Below are 22,248 nucleotides of genomic sequence, written 5' to 3'. Positions count from 1 at the left end.
GGGGTGAGCGACGAACCCGCTGGGGGTGAGCGACGAACCCGCTGGGGGCGAGCGACGAACCCGCTGGGGGCGAGCGACGAACCCGCCGGGGGTGAGCGACGAACCCGCCGGGGGTGAGCGACGAACCCGCCGGGGGTGAGCGGCAAACCCGCCGGGGGTGAGCGACGAACCCGCCGGGGGTGAGCGACGGACCCGCCGGGGGTGAGCGACGGACCCGCTGGGTAGAAGAACTGAATTGGCGATTCTAGTTCGTGGCTTGGTCACAGGATCACCCCAACGCGGCTCTGCCGACGATCTGAGTTGGCCGGTGAGAGGTCCGGGCACCCCTACATGCTGCCGAAAGCCGGAGTGAATCATTTCAGCCCAGATTCAGATGGAAGCAGCTACGGTTACTGCATCATCGCCTGCGGGGTGTCCTCTTTAAAGACGAAGGGACGCAGCTCGGCAAAGCGGGGCGCACGCAGGAAGGGATCTTCATCCAGCGTCCTTTCGGCAAGCTGCCGGGCGATGCGGACCAGCCGGGTGTCGGCCAGCAGCTCGGCGAACTTCAGCGGAGCCTGACCACTCTGCGCCTTGCCGAGAACATCGCCGGGGCCGCGTCGCTTGAGGTCTTCTTCGGAGATGAGGAAGCCGTCGGTGGTTTGCTCCATGATGGCGAGGCGGCTTTTGGCCTCCTCCTCTTTATCAGGCACAAATAGCACGCAGTAGGAGGTGTGCTCGCCACGCCCGATGCGGCCTCGAAGCTGATGGAGCTGCGCCAGCCCGTAACGCTCGGCGTGGTGCACATACATGACGGTGGCGTTCGGCACATCGACGCCGACCTCGATGACGGTGGTGCTGACGAGCACGTCGAGCTTCGCCGCGCGGAAGTCACGCATGACGAGGTCTTTCTCTTCGGCGCTGAGTTTGCCGTGCAGCAGGCCGACACTGAAGTTCGGCAGCAGCTTGCACCACTCTTCGTAGCCTTTCTTCGCGGCGGTGACATCCAGCTTCTCCGACTCCTCGATCAGCGGATACACAAGATAGGCCTGGCGACCTTCATCGAGTTGCTCGCGCAGGAACTTCGCCGCATCCGCCTGCTTTGAGGATGGTCGAACCTTGGTGATGATCTTCCCGCGTTCTTTCGGGCGTTCGTCGATCGTCGAGACATCGAGATCACCGTAGATCGTCAGTGTCAAAGTTCGTGGAATGGGCGTGGCGGTCATCACGAGCACGTCGGGCGTATTGCCTTTTTGAATCAACTTCGCCCGCTGAGCCACACCGAACTTGTGCTGCTCATCGATCACCACGAGGCCGAGATTTTTCACCAGATCCGCATCATGTAGCAGCGCGTGCGTGCCGATGAGGATCTGATTTTTGTTCGACATCTTCCCCGTCAAAAGCTCCACACCTCCTTCCTCCGCACGCGTTCCCGTGCGCAGCGCCACGTTAAGGCCCAGCGGCTCCAGCCACTTGCGCGCGGTTTGGAAATGTTGCTCGGCCAGGATCTGCGTCGGAGCCATGAGCGCGGCTTGTTTGCCGGACTCGACCGCGCCCAGCATCGCCGCGAAAGCCACCACCGTCTTGCCGCTGCCGACATCGCCATGCAGCAGGCGATTCATCGGGGCATTGCTCGCCATGTCGCGCTGGATTTCCTCCAGCGAGCGCTTCTGCGCGCCGGTCATTTCAAAGGGCAGCGCCTTCTCAAAATCCTGCACCAGCGGCCCCGCCACATGCGAGTGCCCACCCGACTCCAGCACGGCTCGGCGACGCCGCACGACGCGGAGTTGATAGCCATAAAACTCCTCCAGCGCGAGATAGCGACGCGCCTTCTCCAGATCCTCCATCGTCGCCGCGAAGTGTACCGCCTTCAGCGCCCGAGCTCGATTCCAGCCCGCGAACTCGCCCGCCTCGCTCGGCTTCGGCAGCACATCGGAGGCGAAGTCATCTCCCAAGTGCTGCACGACAAACCACGCCGCTGTGCGCAGCGTCTTCTGCGTCACGCCCGCCTTCAGCCGATACACCGGCGTGATGCGGCCCGAGTGGATCGTCGTCGTGCCTTCCTCATCCAGCACTTCATACTCGGGATGATCCATCGACAGCCGCCCTTTAAACTCCTTGATCTTGCCATACACGATCAGCCGCTGCCCCTCGGCAATCACCCGGCTCATGAAAGGCATGGACCACCAACGAAGCGTCAGCAGTTGCCCCATGGATGCTCCGCCCGAGGGCTCCACCTGCGCTTCGAACATCCCACCGCGCCCACCGAAGAACTTGTTCCCTGTCTTCGTCACCAGCACTTGATGGCAAACGGGCAGCTCGCTGACCTGAAATGAAATCGCGTCATCCCGTGTGCGGTCTTCATGTCGGAAAGGCAGCCAGGAGATCACATCGCGCACCGTCGTGAGACCTTCCTTCTCCAAGGTCTTCACCATCCGCGAGGGCAGATCGGGGACGGTGTTGAGTGGTGAATCGAGAGTCAGAGGCATGGCGGGATGAAAAGTGAGCAGTGCTCAGTTCTCAGTGCTTAGTTCAAGTCTTGAAGTTGCCAAAGAACAAGGATTGAATCCTGTCATCCCATGAAAACCGGTCTCCTCCTCGATCCTCTCTACACCGACCACGATCCCGGTCCCGGACATCCCGAGTGCCCGCAGCGCTACACGGCGATCATGAAGGCGCTCACCGCCTCTGATCTGCTGCCCAAGCTTGCCTCTATCCCAAGTCGCGCCGCTGAAATGTCCGAGATCGAGCGCTGCCATCCGCGTCATTACATCGAGCTTGCCCGCGATGAAGTCGCCGCCGGGCTGGATGCCCTGAGCACGGGCGATACCAACATCTGCCCGAAGAGCTACGACATCGCCACGCGTGCCGTCGGTGGCGTGCTGAATGCCGTGGATGCCGTCATGTCTGGCAAACTCACCCGCGCCTTCTGTGCCGTCCGGCCGCCAGGACATCATGCGCGCCCGAGCCAGGGCATGGGCTTCTGCCTTTTTAACAACATCGCCCTCGGTGCCCGTCATGTCCAAAAGCAGCACGGCGCAGCGAAGGTCGTCATCGTCGATTGGGACGTGCATCATGGCAACGGCACCCAGGACATCTTCTATGATGACGGCAGCGTCTTCTTTGCCAGCACGCATCAGAGCCCCTGGTATCCTTTCACCGGCCACGCCGAGGAAACCGGCGCTGGCAAAGGCAAGGGCAGCACCATGAATTTCCCACTGCCCGCCGGCACCGGCATGACGCAGATCAGCGAGGCCTTTGAAACCAAGCTCCTGCCCGCTATCGCCGCCTTCAAACCCGACCTCATCATGATCAGTGCCGGCTTCGACTCCCGAGTCGATGACCCGCTCGGCAAGTTCAAGCTCACCGACGATGACTTCGCTTCCCTGACCAAGCTGCTCATGCAGGCTGCGGAAGAGCACTGCCAGGGCCGATTGGTCTCTGTCCTGGAAGGTGGCTACAATCTCAGTGGACTTGCCACTGCGGTCACCGCGCACGTCGGAGCGCTGGCCCGGTGAGATGGATCACCGGGCACAGGTTTCAGGTCATTAGGCTTTCTTCTGCTTCTTCTCGCCCTGAGTTTCCTCAGGCTTCTTCGGCTCTGGCAGCAGGAATTTGGTCACGCCGGGCATGGGCATCGGCGTGGGCTTGAAGCTGTCGCCCCACTTCAGCGTATCGGGAGCGAGGTCCTGGGTGCAGGCGAGCATCTGATCCCAGGTGATGAGTTGGCCGGTGTAGGCGGCCTCGCGGCCCATGATGGCGACGAGTGTGGAGAGCATCATGCGGTTGCCATCATTGATGACTTCGCCTTTGCGGATGGAGTTAAAGAGGGCCTCGTGCTCGAGGTCATACATGTTTTTCTCCTCATCGCGGAAGCGCCAGCGCTTCGGTCCGTCGATGAAAGGGGCACCGCCTTTGCCGATGGTGAGCACGCCTTTTTCACCACGGATGATGTCCTGATTGTGGCCCTGGCAGCCTTTGATCTGACGGCTGGCCATGTTGCACATGACGCCGTTTTCCCACTCATAGGCAGCGTGGAAATGGTCGAAGATGTTGCCGTCTTCAGCTTTGATCTGGCGTCCGCCAGTGCCGATGCAGTTCATCGGTGGCTTGTCACCCATAGCCCAGCAGATTTTATCCACGCTGTGCACGGCCTGCTCGACGAGGCTGTCACCACTGAGCCAGGAGAAGTTGTACCAGTTGCGCACCTGCCACTCGACATCGCTCATGCCAGGAGGGCGGCCGCTGGCGGGAGGCATGGGCTTCACGGGGCCGGTGTGGTAGGTGGCATAGACGCTGGTGATTTTCCCGATGTCGCCGCCGAGCACGCGCTTGAAGGCCTCCATGCGGGAGGTGCTGTAGCGCCAGCAGAAGCCGGCCACGAGATTGAGCTTCTTTTCCTTCGCCTTCTTCACGGCGGCCATGGCCATGTGATAGCCGATGGTGTCCACGGCCATGGGCTTTTCACAAAAGATGTGCTTCCCGGCATCCACGGCGGCCTGGAGGTGCATGGGGCGGAACCCTGGAGGGCTGGCTAGTAGGACCACATCGACTCCGCTGTCGATGAGCTTCTTGTAGGCATCAATGCCGATGAATTTCTTGTCAGGCTTCACATCCACACGGTCCGGGAACTTCTGAGAGAGCGAGGCGATGCTGCCATCGATCTGCTTTAGATCGACATCAGCCATGGCGACGATCTTACCATTGTATTCCGCGCCGAGAGCCTGGGAGGCAGCGCCGGTGCCGCGACCACCACAGCCGACGAGGCCGATGCGGAGGGTTTCAGCGGAGTCCGCTTTCTGCTGGGCGCGGAGACTGGTGGCGGCAGTCAGGATGGCCGTGGTGTGGACGAATTGGCGGCGGTTCAGGTCGGAGAGCATAGGGATGAAGTAATCGTGGCGTTGGCTGGCCACCTTTCATGGCGCAGGCATGAGTACATCGCCATTGCCGAGTCAGGTGGCAGCGTGATAAATAATAGTATCTCCGTGCTCGTCATGCCACGCCTTGCCTCCCCTGCCCTCCTGCTGATCACCGGCATGGCACTGCACGCCCAGGAGATCAATCCTTTCGAGAAAGCCAGCCGTGAGCGCGAAGAGGCTAGAAAGCGTGTGGAACTGGAGCGGGAGATGTCGCGCCAGCCGGGTGGACTGCCGAGCGGCTCAAACGGCTCCGTCTTTGAAAAAGCGGGTCGCGAACGTGCGGCGGCGACTCAGCGCGCCTTTGACCGAGGTCAAAAGACGGCCCTACCAGCCCAGGAAGAACGGGAGAGCATCGGGCGCATGGGACCAGGGAGCAATGCTCAGCGTGCCGAAGATGGTTCGGTGGTGAAGCAGGGCGCGCCGGAAGCGGCGGTGTACAACCGCGTCATGGAGACCCGCCGCTTCTTCGAGCACTATCATGACCCCTTTCTGCGCAACGTGAATGACAGCTTCACGGACAGCCCGGATGACCGTGCCAAGTATGAGCAAGAAGCCCTGCGCGTTTATCCCGAGCTGACAAGTCCCCAGTCCGCCTTTGCCCTCCGGCAGGTGGCGATTGACCGCTGGATCGACTCCCGCCAGCCACCGCTCGCCCGAGACTCACGCCGGAAACTTCTCGTCGCCCACATGGTCAGCCTGGAACTCACCGGCAACCTGCGGGGCGACAGATTTGGCCTCGGCCAAAGACCCATTCTGCACCGCAAAGGACCGCGCCCGCCCGCCTTCATCATCCGCAACAGCTTCGAAATGGAAGTCCTGGGCAATGAAGCCACCCTTCCTGATGGTCTTCGTGGCAAAGTCACGCGAGGTCAGAACGGGCAGCCCGATCTCATCCAGTGGCTCGATGCCGAAGGCATCCACCGCATCCTGATCCCGCAGGAAACCAGCGGCCAAGTCAGACTCTTCCTGCACTACGACTGTGATTACCGCCGTCAGGAACTCTTGAACGGAAACTACCGTGTCCGCTTCACGAAGCCGTGAGCAAGCCAAGGGATTTCAGGAACGCGTCCGTCTTCGTCATCGTGTCGTCAAAGAGCGCCTTGCTGCGCATGAGGTAGCCGTGGGCACCGCCTTCATTGATGTCGAGCTCGCAGCGGTTTACGGCTTTGAGCATGGCTTCGTGGAAGGTCTTGGCTCCGGCGAAGGGAGTCACCGTGTCGCCAGTGCCGTGGAAGATGAGCGTGGGGGGCAGGCCAGCGCGCACGTTGTGTGCCGGAGAGAGTTCCTGCCAGCGCTCGCCGATTTTGGCTTGGCCGTAGCCTTCCTTCGAGGTGTCGATGACAGGGAACAGAAGCACGAGTGCCGTTGGAGTCGCAGAGATCGTGAGATCGTCGCTGTCTTCGTTCACTTTATCGAACAGCGCTGTCGAGACAGCGAGATGCCCGCCAGCCGAGCCACCACTGACGATGATCTTCTGCGGATCAATGCCGAGTTCGGTGGCGTGGACGCGGATGTAGCGCATGGCAGAACGCGCATCCTTCACGCAATCGAACACACTCACTCCCGTCTTCGCACTGTGCAGGCGATAGGACATGCTGATGCCAACAAGGCCGAGCTTCGCGTAATGCGCGGCAAAGGGATACATGCGTGGTGGCGCGCCGCCGGTCCAGCCACCGCCATGAATGATGAGGTAGCACGCACGCTTGTCACCGGCCTTGAATCCCTGCGGCTCAAACACGTGCAGTTGCAGTTCACGCTCGGCGATTTTCTTGTAAACGAGGACGCGTGACGGCTTGAGATCCTTCGCCAGCATGTCCACAGCATCGGGTGCCTTGGCTTTGGCAGCGGTTTGGGCGTAAACAGGAGCGACGAGGGCGAGTGAGACGAGGAGCAGGAGTTTCATGAGAGATTAGCAGCGGGTTGTCTTGCGTTTCGGAGCCACCGGCAGACCGCGACGGCTTTTGAGGATGTAACTCTCTGCATCGGGCACCTGGCAGTCGGTCTGCCCCATGTCCACCTCGACGCGGCCGCTCTTTCGCGCGGCGGCAATGGCCTTGTCGCCGAGCGGGGCAACGTAGGTTCCGCAGGCGATGATGAAGCCGTTCATCACATAACGAACGAGGTTTGGGGACGAATGGATCGTCTTCACCACGCGGGTGAGCAGCGTGTCGAGCTGCTTGATGGGGAGTTTGTCATCCGGCGTGGTGATCACCACGTTTGAAAGTGTGGCCCAGCCGGACTCGGCGATGGATTCCTTCGGAGAATCGATCCACTTCAGCGCGATCTCGATGGCATCGGGATGCTCGGCTGTCACACATGGCACCGTGGTTCCAGAGTGCATTCGCCAGACGGATGTTTTGACCCAGCGCTCGATCTGCGCGCGCGTCATCTTGCGGCCATCGGCCACAAGACCGGCGAGATACATCGCATCGGAGTTGCCCGTGGCATAGAGCTGCATGGCGAGTTCTTGGTCGCCTTTGATCTGCTTTCGGATCGGCTGCATATCGCCGATGCGCACGCCGAAGATCGGCTCAGGTGCGCCGTGACGCATGAGCGTCTTCTTGGTGGTGGCGCTGGCTTTGGCGGCGAGCGCCTGCATGACTTCATCGAGGGTCATTTCTTGCCAAAGCAGTAGGCGTATTTGTTGGAGCGGAGGAAAATCTGGCCGTCAGACACGGCGGGGCTGGCGTTGCTGATGCTGTCGTCACCGGCGATGATGTTGGTGGCGAGCAACTCGAACTGCGGCTTGGCAGCGATGACATAGGTGCCGGTTTCGCGGCCTACACAGTACATTTTATCACCTGCGAGCAATGGCGTAGAATACCACCGGTCACGCTTCTGACGTGAGGCGAGTGGTTGTTCATAAACGATCGCGCCCGAGTTGGCATCAAGGCAGGTGGCGACGCCGCGAGAGTCGTTGATGAAGTAGAGATGACCGTCCTTGTAAACGGGGGAGCCGACGTTGCTGCCCTTCTGTGCCTGCCAGACATTGTGCGTGGCACTGACATCGCCTTTGCCACCGGCTTTGACGGCCTGGCTTTGGCCGCCGGGATGGCCGATGACGAAGATAACGCCGTCATGGGCAACGATGCTGGGACAAAGCTCGGCTGCCTTGATACTGTTGCAGAACCACAACTCGTTTCCGGTGAGCGGATCAAAGGCGCGCAGCTTGCCATTCGAGTTCACGACGAGTTCGTCATGTCCATCGACCTTCACGATCGTAGGCGTGTTCCATGAGGCTGGGAAGCCGGTGGCGCTCCACACGGTTTTGCCGGTCTTGCGGTCGAGCGCGAGGAGCTGATTGCTCTCCAGCGCGGCATTCACGATGAGCAGCTCGCCATAAAGAATGGGAGACGACCCGACGCCCCAATCATGTGCCTTTTCACCGACACTGACATCCCAGACCTTTTTGCCATCGACGGTGAAGGCGTGGATGCCTGCGTTCGCCATGAAGAAGAACACACCCTTGCCGTCCGTAACCGCCGAACTCGACGCGTAGCCGTGAGTGGTGATGTAAGTGCCGGTGTAGGGCTTGTTGGGCAGATCGGTCGTGATCTCATGATTCCACAGGATCTTGCCGGTCTTCTTGTCGAGACAGATCGCGTGGCGCTTGAGCTTCGCCATGTCGCCGGGCTCCTTCACGTCGATGCCGTAGCCGCTGTAACTGGTGAGGAAGATTTTGTCGCCGCTCACGATGGGACTCGATGAGCCGGGGCCGGGCAGTTCCGTGCGCCAGACGAGGTTCTCCTTTTCACTCCACGTCAGCAGCAGATTCGTGTCGGTGGTGACGCCATCGGCGGTGGGACCACGAAACTGCGGCCAGTCCGCAGCGTGAGAGGTCAGTGCGAGCGTGGCGAAAAAGAGGAGCGGCTTCATGGTGACTATGAGAACGCCCGCTGGCCGTGACGCATTGCACGCGAAACGATCACTTCACTGAAAACGCGATCTTCAGTTCGACTGCCTTGGCGCTGCCAGACTGGTCATCGATGGGCCAGTTCGTTTGGTAGTTGTTCTGGGCTTCGCGGGGCTTTTCGAGCTGCTTGAAGGCGAGTGGCTTCACGACCCACTTCACGGTGTATTCACCCTCTGACAGCTTGCCGAGGTTCAAGGCGGTAACTTCGTAGTAAGTGAAGGTCTTGAAGTAGTTTCCCTGCCAGATGGCCTCGTGCATCGTGATGGTGAAGACGTTGCCGCTGCGCTCGATCTTCTCGATCCACACGCGGTCATTGTCATCGAGCTGACGCGTGCGGAAGAGGAGCCAGTTGTCATCAGTGGCGGTGGTGACGGGCTTTTTCTCGCTCAATTCGTCCGCCCAATCATCAAGCGACATACCTTGCGGTTTTTGCGCGAGCGGCGGCGCATGTTGTAGAGTCGAGGAGTCGTTCCACTTACCGGTATCGCCGCGCACAAGCTGGCGCTGATCGCTCAGCTTGCCGCGTTCGGCGCGATCCTTCACGGCTTTGATCACAGTCGATTCCTGGGCATGCAGCATGACGCTGGTGACCGCCCAGATGAAGAGGATGCGCGGAAGGTTCATGGCAAAGACACACCGTTTCTCACGATGTAATCCGCCTTGGGATTCATTGTTTCCGTCATGCGGCGGAAGTAATCGCATCGGCTTCTTTCCAGCAATCTCTAAATCCACGCCTCTTTCGAAAAGATTGACATCCGGTCCGATTGGATGCCTTAGGTGGCCCCTTTTCCGACCAGCCTTCCGTTCTTTCCATCATGTCCAAAGCTCTCATCATTGCCGAAAAACCCAGTGTGGCCGCCGATCTCGCCCGTTCTTTGGCGAAGGCCCCGGGCATGAAGGCATTCACGAAGGAGAAAGACTATTATGAGAATGACACGCACGTCATCTCCAGCGCCGTCGGTCACCTGATCGAGCTGGCGATGCCTGAGGTGAATGGCAAAAAGATCGGCTGGGGCTGGACCCATCTGCCCATCATGCCGGATGAGTTCGAGCTCCGCCCCATCGAGGACAATGCAGACCGCTTCAAGCTCCTCAAGAAGCTCATGAAGCGCGCCGATGTGAGTGAACTCATCAATGCCTGCGATGCTGGCCGAGAGGGTGAACTCATCTTCCGCTACATCGTCGAGTGCGCCGGCATTAAGAAGCCGGTGAAACGTCTCTGGATGCAGTCCATGACCCAGGGCGCGATCCTCGATGCCTTTAAAAAGATGCGCAGCGATGCCGAGATGCGCCCGCTGGCCGATGCCGCGAAGTGCCGCAGTGAGTCCGACTGGCTCGTCGGCATCAATGCCACGCGTGCCTTCACCGCTCTGAATTCGCGTCACGGCGGTTTCCGCCTCACTCCGGCAGGCCGAGTGCAGACCCCTACCCTCTCCATCCTCGCCAAGCGCGAGCGCGAGATCCAGGTCTTCACCTCCCGCACCTACTTTGAAGTACATGCACTCTTCGGCGTGACCGCCGGGACTTACGAGGGCCGCTGGCTGGATGAAAAATTCGTCAAAGACGAGCAGGACGAGCACAAGAAACCCGAACGCCTCTGGGACAAAGCCAAGGCCGAGGCCATCGTCGCCCGCTGCCAGGGTAAGCCGGGCAAGATCGAGCAGACGACGAAGCCCGTGAAGCAGGTCGTGCCCTTGCTTTACGACCTCACCAGCCTCCAGCGCGAGGCCAGCAACCGCTTCGGCTTCTCCGCACGCCGCACCCTTCAGATCGCCCAGGCCTTGTATGAAAAGTTCAAGGTCCTCACCTATCCGCGAACCGATTCACGCTACCTCCCGGAAGATTACCTCGGCACTGTCTTCGACACCTTGAAGACCTTCGCCAGTCATGATGACCGGAAGATCGACGCCCTCCCTGCCGACCTCGGCAAGCACGCTGCCACCGCGCTGGATAACAAATGGGTGCGCCCGACGAAGCGCGTCTTCGACACCAGCAAGGTGAGTGATCACTTTGCCATCATCCCGACCGGGCTCATCCCGCCGAAAGGCCTGCCCGAGGCCGAACAGAAGCTCTTCGACATGGTCGCACGCCGCTTTGTCGCCGTCTTCTTCCCTCCCGCCGAGTTTGAAGAAACCGTCCGCATCACTCGCGTGGAGCAGGACGCTTTCCGCAGCGTCGGCAAGGTGCTCATGGATCCAGGCTGGCTGGCCGTGTATGGCAAAAAAGCCGCCGAGGAAGCCGCTGGCGAAGGCCAGGAACAGGCCGCAAAGCTGCTCGTGCAGGCCAAGGATGGCGACACTGCGCAGACCAAAGATGCCAAGGTCGAGGAACTGCAAACCAAGCCCCCTGCCCGATTCAATGAAGCCACCCTGCTCCGCACCATGGAGACCGCTGGCAAGCTCGTGGAAGATGAAGAGCTCGCCGCTGCGATGAGCGAGCGCGGACTCGGCACCCCTGCCACTCGTGCGGCCATCATCGAAGGCCTGATCAGTGACAAATACATCGAACGAGTCGAGCGTAACATCGCCGTGACGACGAAGGGCCTCGCCCTCATCGACCAGATCAGCGAGATCGGCATCGAGGCGCTCAGCTCCCCCGAGCTCACCGGCCAGTGGGAATACAAGCTCCGCCAGATGGAAGCCCACCAGCTCGAGCGGAATAGTTTTATGCGCGACATCCGCAAACTGACCACGGATGTGGTGGAGAAGACCCGCGCCTACCAGAAAGCGGCGAAGGATCGTGTGTATCCTGATCTGGACGTGCAGTGCGGCACCTGCGGCCAGCGCGGTTTCACACAGACGGAGGACTATTACGCCTGCAAAAACGAGGAGTGCAAAGTGCGTGCCTTCAAGGTCATCGCCGGACTGCAGCTCTCCGAAGAGCAGATGCGCGAGCTGCTGGAGAAGAAGTTCCTGCCGCCGATGGAAGGTTTCCGCAGCCGCCTGGGCAAAGAGTTCTCCGCCGGACTCGAGATCAAGGACACCGGCAAGGTCGCCTTTGCCTTCACCGGCGAAAGCAATGATCCCGATGCCCCGCCTCCCTTCGACTTCAGCAGCGCCGAGCCCATCTGCGACTGCCCTGTCTGCGCGAAGAAGAAGCGCATCGGCAAGATCTACGAGACGACGACCAACTTCATCTGCGACGTGGCCGCCCGAGATCCGAAGCTCTGCAACGCCAAGATCCCGCGCGTGCTCTGCAAAAAGGAAATCAGCACCGCCAGTGCCATCAAGTTCTTCACCGAAGGCAAGTCCGACCTCATCGAGAACATGATCTCGAAAAGAGGCCGTCCCTTCAGTGCCTTCCTCCAGTGCAAAGCCGGTGAAAAGCGCCTGCTCGGCTGGGAATTCCCACCGCGCGAGCCACGCCCGAAAGCCGCACCCAAGCCGAAGAAAGGCAAGTTCGCCGCGAAGGAAGAAGAATCTCCTGAATCGCCGTAGCGTGACTTTTCAAGTCGTGTGCTGGTGCAGAAAGATTGTCTCTCGCCGATCCCCCGAGTTCGAAACTCGGGGCACCAGCTTGGGAGTTGTCAGCACGCTGAAGACGCGCTCAGCAATGGGGTTATGCACTTGGCGCCATGATCCTTTGAGATCGTGGAACAGGTGATGTCTTCGCCTGGATGCACTTTAGATTTCTGAAATGGGATCAAATATATCTGACGCCATGCCCACCTCCTTGCTCCCTCCCGCCGTCTGGCAGAGTCTCCACTTTGAGTGGCTGTGGGTGTATCATGGGCTGGTGCCGGTAACGGAGAGGTGGTCGGACGAGATCACGGTGCCCGCGGGTTGGTGTTGGGTGGAGTGCGGTTCGGGCAGGATCAGGGCAGGCGGACGTGAGATCGTCGTGAAAGCGGGGCAGAGCTTCTTCACAGCTCCGGGCACGCGGCGGCAGTGGTTCGCAGCGGGGACGAGGCTGCTCTCGGTGGGCTTCCGCTGCCAGTGGCCAAGTGGGGCACCGGTGTTTCAGGCGGGGCTGAATGTGACAGCCACGGCATCGCGCTCGGCTGATTTGTTGATGGCGACGCGGTCTCTCTTCCGCGCGGTGCATGGTCGGAAGCGGGAGGTCAATTATCACGAGGGGATCGTGGCGACATCGAAGTCGCTCTCGGACTGGTGCCAGCATGAGTCCGCCTTCCGGCAGTGGATGGGTGAGTACGTCTGCACTTTGCAAAGCCTGGGCATTCAGCCTCACCCCCCGGCCACGGCGCAGGATCGGCGGTTGGAAGGGCTGGTGCGTGCCCTGCATGAGTGGCCGCTGGATCAGGCTTTAAGGCTGAACCAACTGGGTGAAGGGACCACACTGGGCAGTCGCCGGGTGCATGATCTGCTGCGGGCACATCTGGGGATGACGGCGCAGGCCTGGCTGGATCAGCGTCGGCTGTGGACGGCACGTGAACGGCTGTCGGGTGAGGAGACATCGCTCAAGGAGATCGCCTTTGGTCTCGGGTTTCGGCATCCGCCGCACTTCACGGCATGGTTCAAGCGGCACACGGGCATGACGCCGACTGCTTTCCGTGCTGGGCAGGGCGTGGAAGGCGCGTAAAGGAGGGGGACCTTCCCATGAGTTACCTTTCCACACCGGACAAACGCAGTGCCCTGCGCACGCTTTATCGTGAGACGTTGCTGAAGGATGTGCTGCCCTTTTGGCTACGCCATGGCATCGACCGGGAGCATGATGGCATCCTGACGGCACTGGATCGTGACGGGGGCGTGATCGACTCGGACAAGAGCCTCTGGTTCCAAGGGCGGGCGGGGTGGATGTTTGCCACGGTCTTCAACACGGTGGAGAAGAACCCCGAGTATCTGGAGGCGGCGGGGTCATGCATCGCCTTCCTGGACAAGCATGGCTACGCGACGGATGGGAAGCTTTTCTTTACCGTGACCCGAGAGGGCAGGCCGCTGCGCATGAGGCGCTATGTATATAGTGAGGCCTTTGCCTCCATCGCCCATGCGGCCTATGCGAAGGCGACGGGGGATCAGAGCTATCGTGATGCTGCGCTGCGTGACTATGCCACCTACCTGAAGCATTCCTTTGAGCCTGGAATGATGACGCCGAAAGTGAGTGCTGAGACACGACCTATGATCGGGCTGGCACCGCTCATGATCGGCATCGTGACGGCTCAGGAGCTGCGGGCGAATCTGGGGCATGTGGAGCTGATGGGCCGCTCGGCGACGGAGTGGATCGACCGCTTCATCTTTGACATTGAGAGACTGTTTTGGAAGGCAGACCTGAATGTGCTGCTGGAGACGGTGGCCCCAGATGGAAGCATCATTGATCACTCCGAGGGGCGATTGCTGAACCCTGGGCACGCCATCGAGTGTGCGTGGTTTATCCTCCATGAGGGGCGGCTGCGCGGGGAGAAGAGCTACATCCAGCTCGGGCTGAAGATCCTGGATGCGATGTGGGCGCGTGGCTGGGATGCGGAGCATGGTGGGCTGCTGTACTTCCGTGACCTGCATGACAAGCCTGTGCTGGAATACTGGCAGGACATGAAGTTCTGGTGGCCTCACTGCGAGGGGATCATCGCCACGGCCCTAGCTTATGAAATCACGCATGAGGAGAAGTATGCGGAGATGCACGCGCCGGTGCATGACTGGAGCTTCCGGCACTTCCCTGATCCCGAGCATGGGGAGTGGTTTGGCTGGCTGCACCGGGATGGGAGCCCCTCCCAAACGGCGAAGGGCAGTCTGTTCAAGGGGCCTTTTCATCTGCCGAGGGCGCTGTGGTATGCTGCGGGACTGCTGGGGTGATTGAGCGGGTGATGACTGGATGATTGACAGAAATCCGGCTTTCTAGGTAGGCTGTCACGCATGAGCAGCTTCCGTCTCCGTCCCCGTTTTACCCATGTGCTTCATCTCGGTGTCGAGGCAGCGAGGGAGAAGATCGTGGGGCAGATAGAGCGGGATGCGGCGCGCTGCGAAGTGAAGAGCTTCCCTGGATTCGTCTGCCTGCGCATCCCTGAGGAGGACCGGCACTACTGGTCGCCCCGATTGAATCTGAGTCTGGATGCGGAGGGTGATGAAACCACCCGGGTGAACGGCACCTATGGCCCGAATGCGAACATGTGGGCCTCCTTTTTCTATGGCTATCTGATCGTGGGTTCGTTAGGCCTTTTTTCGGGAATTCTGGGGGGCTGCCAGTGGGCGCTGGAGATGACGCCGTGGGGGCTGTGGATCTTCGCGGTGATGCTGGCGCTGGCGGTGGGGATGTACCTGTCCGCGCAGTTCGGGCAGAAGATCGCCGCGCAGCAGACCTTTAAGCTGCACCAGATCTATGAGTCCGCCGTGGGTGAGGAAGTGAAGATCGACTGACCGGGCGCTGATTACTGCCGGTAGAAGTCGAGGGTATGCTTCAGACCTTCCTGCCAGGAGACTTTTGGCTCGTAGGCGAGGTCGGAGTAGGAGGCGGTGAGGTCGGCGGCGGAGTGGCGGATGTCGCCGCTGCGTCCGGGCTCGTGTTTGGGGACGATGCTCTGACCGGTGAGGCGATTGAGCTCGGCGATGAGGTCCAGCAGCGTGACGCTGGTGCCACCGGCGATGTTGAAGACACGACCGGCGACCTTTTCTGCGGGACGCTCGGCGGCGAGGAGGTTAGCAGCGACCACATTGTCGATGTAAGCGAAGTCACGCGACTGGAGGCCATCGCCAAAGATGGTGGGGATTTCCCCGCGAAGGAGGAGGGTGCAGAAGCGTGCGATGACGCCAGAGTAGGGGGAATTGAAGCTCTGGCGCGGACCGAAGACGTTGAAGTAACGGAGCGCGACTGTTTCCAGGCCGTAGAGCTGGTGAAACATCTGCCCGTAGCGCTCGCTGGCGTATTTTTGCAGACCGTAGGGAGTGAGTGGGAGGACAGGATCGGACTCATGCTTCAGGGGTGCCTCGGTATCGCCATAAATAGCGGCGGAAGAGGCGAACATGAATCGCTTCACCTTGGCATCACGGGCGGCGACGAGGAGGGCGAGCGAGGCTTCGAGATTCACCTGATTGCTCTCCATGGGCTGTGCCACTGACTGGGGCACGGAGGCGATGGCACCCTCATGGAAGACCCAATCGCAACCGGGGACGAGCTTCTGCACGAGGGCGGTGTCGGTGATGTTACCCTGAACGAATTCGATGTCGGGATTGCTGGTGGCCCAGGCGAGATTGGTGAGATCGCCGGTGCTGAGGTCATCGAGAATGATGACGCGGGCTCCGCGGGCAGCGAGTGCCTGGGCGATGTGTCCGCCGATGAATCCGGCACCGCCGGTGACGAAGGCTTTGATTTCCAAACGGGAGGGGGAGGGCATACGGGCGGGCATTCTCCGCAGGTGGGCTGCGGTGGCAACTGATGCGTGAATGTTCATCGCTGTTGTGAGACGGCGGTGGGATGGGCGTTTTCATGAGCATGATCTCTGCTGCACCTACTCGTCGTCGTTTTCTGCAAGCTGCCACTGCTGGTATGATTTCAGGCTTTCCACACATCCAAGCTCAAGCTTCGGCGGTGCTCGGTCAGGGGGAGTATCGCTATCGGGTGGTGCCGGGCTGGGGCGTACTGGATGCGAAGACGCCGGTGAAGAACTGCCACGGCATGGTGCGTGACCGGGAGGGGCATCTGATCTTGCTGACCGATCATGTGGCGAACAACGTGATCATCTATGATCGCCAAGGAAAACTCGTGAAGAAGTGGGGCACGCAGTTTCCCGGCGCGCATGGTTTGTCCATCGTGACCGAGGGCGCGCGCGAGGTGCTTTTCATCACCTGTCTGCAAATGCATCGAGTCGTGAAAACGACGCTGGATGGCGAGGTGCTCCAGGAGTGGCGCTGGCCGGAGCAGACGGGGAAATATGAGAAGGAGGAGCAGTTCAAGCCGTCATGGACGCTGCATCTCAGCCATGGCGATTTCTTTGTGCTGGATGGCTACGGGCGGGACTACATCACGCACTATGACGCGGCGGGAAAGCTGGTGAAGATTTTCGGCGGACAGGAGGGTGGGATCGTCCATTGGGGGCCGCATGGCGGGATGGTGGATGCGAGCGATCCCGCGTCGCCGACCTTGCTCATCGCGATGAGTGATCAGCAGCACCTGCTGCGACTGTCGCTCGATGGGAAGAAGCTGGCTCAGGTGGACCTCCCCGGTGGGAATCCACGCCAGATTCGCGCGCATGGAGCGCACTACTTTGTGGCGCATCTGGCGGACAACTGGCCGAAGGACCGGGCTTCGCGCGGGTTTGTGTCCGTGCTGGATGCGGACCTGCGGGTGATGTCCAACATCGCGGGGACCTCACCGACCTATGATGAGACTGGGAAGCTGCAATCGATGAAGCATCAGGAGGAGGTCTTCACCCACCCGCATGACTTGATTGTGGATGAGGACAGCAGTCTCTACGTGGCCCAGTTTGCCTCAGGCAATACCTACCCGATCAAGCTGGAGCGTGTGTGATGCTGGCGCGTAGCCGCCTCAATTGTTCAACGGGGCATTCTCCTCGCCGATGAGTTTTCCGGAGAGGAGGGGGGCTGAATTGCTCGTGCTGGTGGGCAGGAGGAAGTAGCCGACGGCCTGCTCGCGGCCTGGGATGAGCAGGCTGCTGAAGATACCGAGACGGGCATTCGCGGGCTGATTCAGGGAGTAGTCCATGGCAGTGCCGCTGCCAGACACGACACCGGTTTTCAAAGTGGCGGTGAGCTTGATTTTGTAGGGATTGGCAACGGAGCCAAGAGCGGGGAGAGTGATCACGTTGCCAGTGCCGATGGTGAAGGTCTGGGTGAAGGGGCTGGAAAGACCGCCCTGGGTGAAGAGAAGGCGTGCGTTGTCCGCTCCGGCGGTGATGCCGAAGATCAGCTCGTTGGCAGCAGGCGGGGTGTAGAGTGCTCCACTGGCATTGAGGAAGTGCAGTGGGAACCCAGCGCTGTAGTTGCGTGAATAGACGGGGCTTTTGACCCAACCCAGGCTGCCCGAGGTGGTGTCGCTATTGCTGTCGAAAGAGACGGTGCCCTGCAAGGAGCCCGCGTTGTCATAGAGCATGAGATGCACGGCGGTCTGCCCCTGGGCACCGAGGGCTGTGCTGAAGGTTTTGGGCGTTCCATCCGCCAGCTTGCTGATCCAAGCGACCGAGCCAGTGCTGCTGATGGTCTGGATGGCCCAGCCTGCGCCCTGAGGGTAAGTGGAGTCGCCGATGAGTTCGTTGGGCAATTCCAAGGCTGTATTCCACTGTCCGACGTAGGCGGTAGCGGGGTTGGTTTTGCTAAAAGCGGCCCTGTAACCGGAGAGCTGGATCACATCGCCCTCGGGTTCTCTAAGGGTGCCAATGATGCTGCCCGAGCCGATGGGCAGAGAGAAGGCCACGGTCAGTGGCTCATAGGGTGCCCGACGAGCTACGAGGAAGCTGCTCTCTGGGGCAGTACTGCCGCCAGGGACGGTATCGAGCACGCCTTTGATCTGGGTGCGGTGGATGCCGCGTGTGATGTAGCCAGTGTAAGTGCCGGTCGCTGTGACGGTGATCTGAAGTGAGCCCCCGTAGCCGCCATTGTACCAGGGATGCCGGTCCAAAAGCGCATGGAAGGTGCCAGCCGTGCCTTCAGGCAGGGGCTCCACCGTCCACGGAATGGTCAGCGGTGCGCTTTTAGCTCCCGCGTTGGAGGCGGTGAAGACGATCGTGTAATTGCCTGCGACCAGCGGGCGTCCAGTGATCCAGCCTGTTGTTGGATTGAGCTTCACGCCGTTGGGCAGACCGGTGACGCTAAAACTCGTCGCCATGCCGGTGTACTCGAGCTGGTGACTGATCTCGCCACTGACGATGCCATTGCTGTCCGGGGCGAAAGGCAGGAGCACTGGGGGCACTGCTGCGGCAAGGGATACATCGAAACAGCACAGGCTGGTGACCCCGATAATGAGGCAAGCGATCTGCCGCCTTGAGAGAAACTGAAAGAGCATGGAGTACAGAAAGGGTGGAGTTGGGTTCATCGAGATGGTTGTTCCTGTAAATTATGGTTATAATAGAAAACCTTCCATAATAATTTATGGTTATTGTATTCTATTTGATAGTCACAAGATCAACTTTGCGAAACCGAGGCCCCTCTGGGCACTCCAGTAGGCTTGGCTTTCAACAAATCACATGCCCTGTCCCATTGGCTCACGAGCCAACTTTGGCTCGAATGGCCTCAAGGGTCGTGTTCTTGAGCACGATCTTTCCCTTCGCATCCAGGAGATAGAGGGTGGGGAAGCTGCGGAGATTAAACATGCTCGTGATCGGTCCGCTGGTGGTGCCGTCGGACCAGTTGCGGAAATTCACCTGGTAGGTCTGATAGGCTTTGCGAGCCTCATCCGGCACGTCGGTGTTGATGCCGAGCACGACGACGGGTTTGTTCTTCAGATCGGTGACCATCTGATTCACCTGCGGGAGCACTCCATGGCAGGCGTGACACCAGCCTCCCCAGAACATGAGCACCACTTGTTTGCCCCGGAAGTCGCTGAGCTTGAAAGCGCTGCCATCGACATCTTTGCCGTCGATCTCCGGGCACTCGCTGCCCACGGAGAGGTTCGCGAGCTCGAACATCGTGCGTCCAGCCTGATCGGCCAAGGGGAAGCCTTTGATCGTCGCGTCGGCGTATTTGGAGCTGATCTCCTGGAAGTAATCCATAGCCTTCGTCTTTTCCGCCTCGGCGGCTTTTTCATCGGCTGACACCTCGAAGCGGCGAAAATGCTGCATCCCGAGCGCGTAGGTGGCGGCAGCTTTTTCATCCTTGTTCGGGTTCTTTTCACGCACGGCATTCAGGATCGGGACGGCCATCTCGAAGGGATAAAATTCAAGCGACTTCACAGCTTCTGCGATGCCTGCCTGTGCCACATGAGTCGTTCCGAGCATTTGCAGCGCGATCTGCCCCTGCGGGAAGGCTGAGGCCTGCGTGACCAGCCAGGAGACGGCGGGACCTGTCCCCGGATCATCCGTGTGCTGCTGCACCATCTTGAGCACTTTCGCAGCACAGGGTTCCGCGCTCGGCACGGTGGCGCGGTACTTGTTCTTCTCCTCCTCGGTCTTGGCTTCGATGATCTTCATCGTGTTTGCGCGCACGGAGTTCTCATACTCATCAATCAAGGCGCGGATGGTTTTGGCGACATCCTGAGGCTCGGCGGCGGAGAATAGAAGGCTGGATAGCAAAAGAAGGGCGATGGATTTCATAAGATCAGAGAAGGGAGAGGAATCACAAAGTCATGCGTCGACGTCGGCAGGTGATGAGCCAGGCTCCAAGCAAAAGCAGAACACTGCCGGGCTCCGGCACGGCGATGAAGGAGGCATACACATTGTCGTAAAAGGTGGTCCAGTCGGGATTGCCGACGGTGCCGTAGTTTTCCTGCCAGGCATTCAGCATGAAGGTCTGCGCCGACTGGCCGGTGCCAGGGGCCTCGACTCGATATTCCACTCCATCGATCAACCCGGTGAGGGCGATGTTGAACCCTCCAGCACTGTTCGTCTGGCCTGAGGCGACGAGGTTTCCCGTGCTGTTTTCATACACAAACAGCAGCTCTCCACTGATGCCCTCCCCCGGTGTGTAGAAGGCATCACCGAGCACGGAATCATCAAAGATGCTGCCCGTGAGGATGGCATCGGCCACGATGGAGATGCCATTGAAGCGGCGAACATTGCCGAGATGTTCCGTGATGACGAGCGGCCCGATAACGTCCGCATTCGAGATCGGGATAGACACCGTCTGAAAGCCGATGCCGATCTCTTTAAATAGAGGGTCCATCAGCGCTTCGCGGTGAGTAGCCCCCGGCTGGATCCCCGTGCCGCTGCCACCATCCGGGCCCCAGTCGATCGCCAGGGCCGCATGGGCGTGGGTGCCATCTGCCGCCGCGGCGAAGAGCGTCTGAGCCACGTCACCCCAGTTCGAGGAGTAGCCCGCATTCACCAGCCTTTGCCCCGTGCTCTGCCCATCCAGTCCATGAGCCTGCTGATCCAGCGAGACCATGAGATTGGAGTAGGTGTCTGAAGCTGCCGCCAGAGAGTCATTCCAGGCCAGGGGCGGGGCAGTCGTCAGCGTGCTCCACTGGGAACTCAGAGCGCTGGCGCTGACTCCGTAAAATGCCAATGCGAATGCCACCGAGGGATGATCGGACATGGGCGAATCCCAGACGCCTGGTGATGACATATTGACCATCTTTTCCAACTCCGCCGCAGGTGCCAGACGCAGGCGATTGACCAGTTCCAGCATGTATTGCTGCTCTGCCGTCGGGTCAGCCTGAGCGCCTATGGGCAAGCACGCTACAGCCCAAACCAAGATGGCTGAGAAGCATTGGAGTAGGTGCTGTGTTGTCCGAAACATTAAGATGAGTTAATCTATGGTAATTATAAGCATCAGCAAACGAGAAGTTCACCTGCTCAAATCCCAAACGTCAGGCTGCTGATTGGCAATCTTCGACCTCGGGGGACGTTCATGTCCCCATGCGCTCACCACCCCCACTCCTCCTCGCCTTTCTCTGCCTGTTCACCACCCTTCGTGCGGAAACGGCCCCCGAAGGCCTCCGCATCCTCACTGCCGGGCACAGTTTCCATGTCTGGATGCCAGGCCTGCTCATTGAGGCGACGAAGAATGCGGGCATCACCAGTCATCAGCAGGTCGGCCTCTCCTCCATCGGCGGATCGCGCACCATCCAGCATTGGGACGCGCAGGGAGAGAAGCAGAAGATCAAACCCGTGCTCATGGAGGGCAAAACCGATGTGCTCACCCTCTCGCCCATCTTCCTACCGGATGCCGGCATCGAAAACTTCGTGAAGCTCGGTTTGGAGTACAACCCGAAGCTCCGCATCACCGTGCAGGAGTTCTGGATGACCTTTGATGATGGCTCGCTCTGGGGCAAGCCACTCAATGGCAAGACCGTTGACCGCGACAGCAAGACGATGGCCGACCTCCACGCAGCGCATGACGACTACTTCAAGTCCATGGACGATCATGTGCGCGAGCTGAACGCGAAATACGCCAAGGGCAAACCCGCCGTCTTCGTCGTCCCCGTCGGTCAAGCCGTGATGGCGCTGCGTGATCTCATCATTCAGGGCAAAGCGCCCGGCATCGCCAAGCAGAGCGATCTCTTCACCGACCCCATCGGCCATCCGCGTGATCACGTCAAAGCCATCGCCGCTTACTGCCACTTCGCCGTCATCTACGGCCGCAGCCCCATCGGCCTGCCCATGCCCGCTGCCATCGCCAAACTACCCGAGGCTGAAAAACTCAACACTTTGCTTCAAAAGCTCGCATGGGACGCGGTCATATCTCATCCGCTCAGCGGTGTAAAAGCCTGATGAGCATTTTCAAAATCGCCCTGGCCTGCCTCGTTGCCGCCCCCCTGTGCTGCCGATGATGCGTCGATCCGCGCCGCCGTCGGCAAATCGTTGCCGCTGTTGGAGCGCAGTTCGGTCATTGCCATCGACGAGCGCTCGAACTGCTTCACCTGCCATCACACCGGCCT

General features: G+C 60.1%; 18 protein-coding genes. 8 read left to right on the top strand and 10 right to left on the bottom strand.

Annotated elements, in window-relative coordinates; all coding sequences use genetic code 11:
- Window positions 1-389: 389 nt before the first annotated feature.
- Complete coding sequence (gene recG, locus AC6FTP_RS18030; RefSeq protein ID WP_497208303.1) at window positions 390-2,468, bottom strand: ATP-dependent DNA helicase RecG; 2,079 nt, start codon at window positions 2,466-2,468, stop codon at window positions 390-392.
- 90 nt (window positions 2,469-2,558) lie between these two features.
- On the opposite strand from recG, the gene AC6FTP_RS18025 reads away from it, so the two are divergent.
- On the top strand, window positions 2,559-3,497 hold the full coding sequence (locus AC6FTP_RS18025) for a histone deacetylase family protein (RefSeq protein WP_497208302.1): 939 nt from the start codon (window positions 2,559-2,561) through the stop codon (window positions 3,495-3,497).
- A gap of 30 nt (window positions 3,498-3,527) precedes the next feature.
- Here AC6FTP_RS18025 and AC6FTP_RS18020 read toward each other — a convergent pair whose 3' ends face one another.
- Window positions 3,528-4,859: a Gfo/Idh/MocA family protein gene (locus AC6FTP_RS18020; RefSeq protein ID WP_497208301.1), complete on the bottom strand. Its 1,332-nt coding sequence runs from the start codon at window positions 4,857-4,859 to the stop codon at window positions 3,528-3,530.
- Window positions 4,860-4,973: 114 nt separating this feature from the next.
- Between AC6FTP_RS18020 and AC6FTP_RS18015 the strand changes: the two genes are divergently transcribed.
- Window positions 4,974-5,939, top strand: a complete 966-nt coding sequence (locus tag AC6FTP_RS18015) for a hypothetical protein (protein WP_497208300.1) — start codon at window positions 4,974-4,976, stop codon at window positions 5,937-5,939.
- On the opposite strand, the gene AC6FTP_RS18010 is transcribed toward AC6FTP_RS18015, so the two are convergent.
- Genes AC6FTP_RS18010 through AC6FTP_RS17995 form a run of 4 tightly spaced genes read right to left on the bottom strand, consistent with a single transcriptional unit; the run spans window position 5,926 to window position 9,435 of the window.
- Complete coding sequence (locus tag AC6FTP_RS18010; protein ID WP_497208299.1) at window positions 5,926-6,801, bottom strand: alpha/beta hydrolase; 876 nt, start codon at window positions 6,799-6,801, stop codon at window positions 5,926-5,928. The two genes, AC6FTP_RS18015 and AC6FTP_RS18010, sit on opposite strands and share 14 nt — an antisense overlap.
- 6 nt (window positions 6,802-6,807) lie before the next feature.
- Window positions 6,808-7,515 carry a DNA alkylation repair protein gene (locus AC6FTP_RS18005; protein WP_497208298.1) on the bottom strand — a complete coding sequence of 236 codons (708 nt, stop codon included), beginning with the start codon at window positions 7,513-7,515 and terminating at the stop codon, window positions 6,808-6,810.
- Window positions 7,512-8,774, bottom strand: a complete 1,263-nt coding sequence (locus AC6FTP_RS18000; RefSeq protein ID WP_497208297.1) for a PQQ-binding-like beta-propeller repeat protein — start codon at window positions 8,772-8,774, stop codon at window positions 7,512-7,514. The genes AC6FTP_RS18005 and AC6FTP_RS18000 overlap by 4 nt, the downstream gene beginning before the upstream one ends.
- Window positions 8,775-8,823: 49 nt before the next feature.
- The gene (locus AC6FTP_RS17995) at window positions 8,824-9,435 is read right to left on the bottom strand and encodes a hypothetical protein (protein WP_497208296.1); all 612 of its coding nucleotides are present in this window, start codon (window positions 9,433-9,435) and stop codon (window positions 8,824-8,826) included.
- Window positions 9,436-9,626: 191 nt separating this feature from the next.
- On the opposite strand from AC6FTP_RS17995, the gene AC6FTP_RS17990 reads away from it, so the two are divergent.
- From AC6FTP_RS17990 to AC6FTP_RS17975, 4 genes are all read left to right on the top strand, one after another.
- Window positions 9,627-12,248: a DNA topoisomerase III gene (locus tag AC6FTP_RS17990; RefSeq protein WP_497208295.1), complete on the top strand. Its 2,622-nt coding sequence runs from the start codon at window positions 9,627-9,629 to the stop codon at window positions 12,246-12,248.
- A gap of 223 nt (window positions 12,249-12,471) precedes the next feature.
- The gene (locus AC6FTP_RS17985; protein WP_497208294.1) at window positions 12,472-13,350 is read left to right on the top strand and encodes an AraC family transcriptional regulator; all 879 of its coding nucleotides are present in this window, start codon (window positions 12,472-12,474) and stop codon (window positions 13,348-13,350) included.
- Window positions 13,351-13,367: 17 nt separating this feature from the next.
- Window positions 13,368-14,558, top strand: coding sequence for an AGE family epimerase/isomerase (locus AC6FTP_RS17980; protein WP_497208293.1), 1,191 nt, complete (start codon window positions 13,368-13,370; stop codon window positions 14,556-14,558).
- 60 nt (window positions 14,559-14,618) lie between these two features.
- Window positions 14,619-15,119 carry a hypothetical protein gene (locus AC6FTP_RS17975; protein WP_497208292.1) on the top strand — a complete coding sequence of 167 codons (501 nt, stop codon included), beginning with the start codon at window positions 14,619-14,621 and terminating at the stop codon, window positions 15,117-15,119.
- A gap of 11 nt (window positions 15,120-15,130) precedes the next feature.
- Here the strand turns inward: AC6FTP_RS17975 and AC6FTP_RS17970 are convergent, their stop codons facing one another.
- A complete protein-coding gene (locus AC6FTP_RS17970; RefSeq protein WP_497208291.1) occupies window positions 15,131-16,093 on the bottom strand; it encodes an NAD-dependent epimerase/dehydratase family protein in 963 nt (320 codons plus the stop codon).
- A 98-nt stretch (window positions 16,094-16,191) separates the two neighbouring features.
- Between AC6FTP_RS17970 and AC6FTP_RS17965 the strand changes: the two genes are divergently transcribed.
- Window positions 16,192-17,226: an NHL repeat-containing protein gene (locus AC6FTP_RS17965; protein WP_497208290.1), complete on the top strand. Its 1,035-nt coding sequence runs from the start codon at window positions 16,192-16,194 to the stop codon at window positions 17,224-17,226.
- 18 nt (window positions 17,227-17,244) lie between these two features.
- Here AC6FTP_RS17965 and AC6FTP_RS17960 read toward each other — a convergent pair whose 3' ends face one another.
- From AC6FTP_RS17960 to AC6FTP_RS17950, 3 genes are all read right to left on the bottom strand, one after another.
- Window positions 17,245-18,615, bottom strand: coding sequence for an Ig domain-containing protein (locus tag AC6FTP_RS17960; RefSeq protein WP_497208289.1), 1,371 nt, complete (start codon window positions 18,613-18,615; stop codon window positions 17,245-17,247).
- A gap of 301 nt (window positions 18,616-18,916) precedes the next feature.
- Window positions 18,917-19,963, bottom strand: a complete 1,047-nt coding sequence (locus AC6FTP_RS17955; RefSeq protein WP_497208288.1) for a peroxiredoxin family protein — start codon at window positions 19,961-19,963, stop codon at window positions 18,917-18,919.
- 22 nt (window positions 19,964-19,985) lie between these two features.
- Window positions 19,986-21,041: a CAP domain-containing protein gene (locus AC6FTP_RS17950; RefSeq protein ID WP_497208287.1), complete on the bottom strand. Its 1,056-nt coding sequence runs from the start codon at window positions 21,039-21,041 to the stop codon at window positions 19,986-19,988.
- 185 nt (window positions 21,042-21,226) lie between these two features.
- Between AC6FTP_RS17950 and AC6FTP_RS17945 the strand changes: the two genes are divergently transcribed.
- Window positions 21,227-22,081: a hypothetical protein gene (locus AC6FTP_RS17945; protein ID WP_497208286.1), complete on the top strand. Its 855-nt coding sequence runs from the start codon at window positions 21,227-21,229 to the stop codon at window positions 22,079-22,081.
- Window positions 22,082-22,248 lie beyond the last annotated feature (167 nt).

Source organism: Prosthecobacter sp. (genome assembly GCF_044378005.1).
Taxonomy (GTDB): Bacteria; Verrucomicrobiota; Verrucomicrobiia; order Verrucomicrobiales; family Verrucomicrobiaceae; genus Prosthecobacter.
The sequence above is the reverse complement of the archived record's forward strand: the minus strand, read 5'-3'. Positions and strand labels throughout refer to the sequence as shown.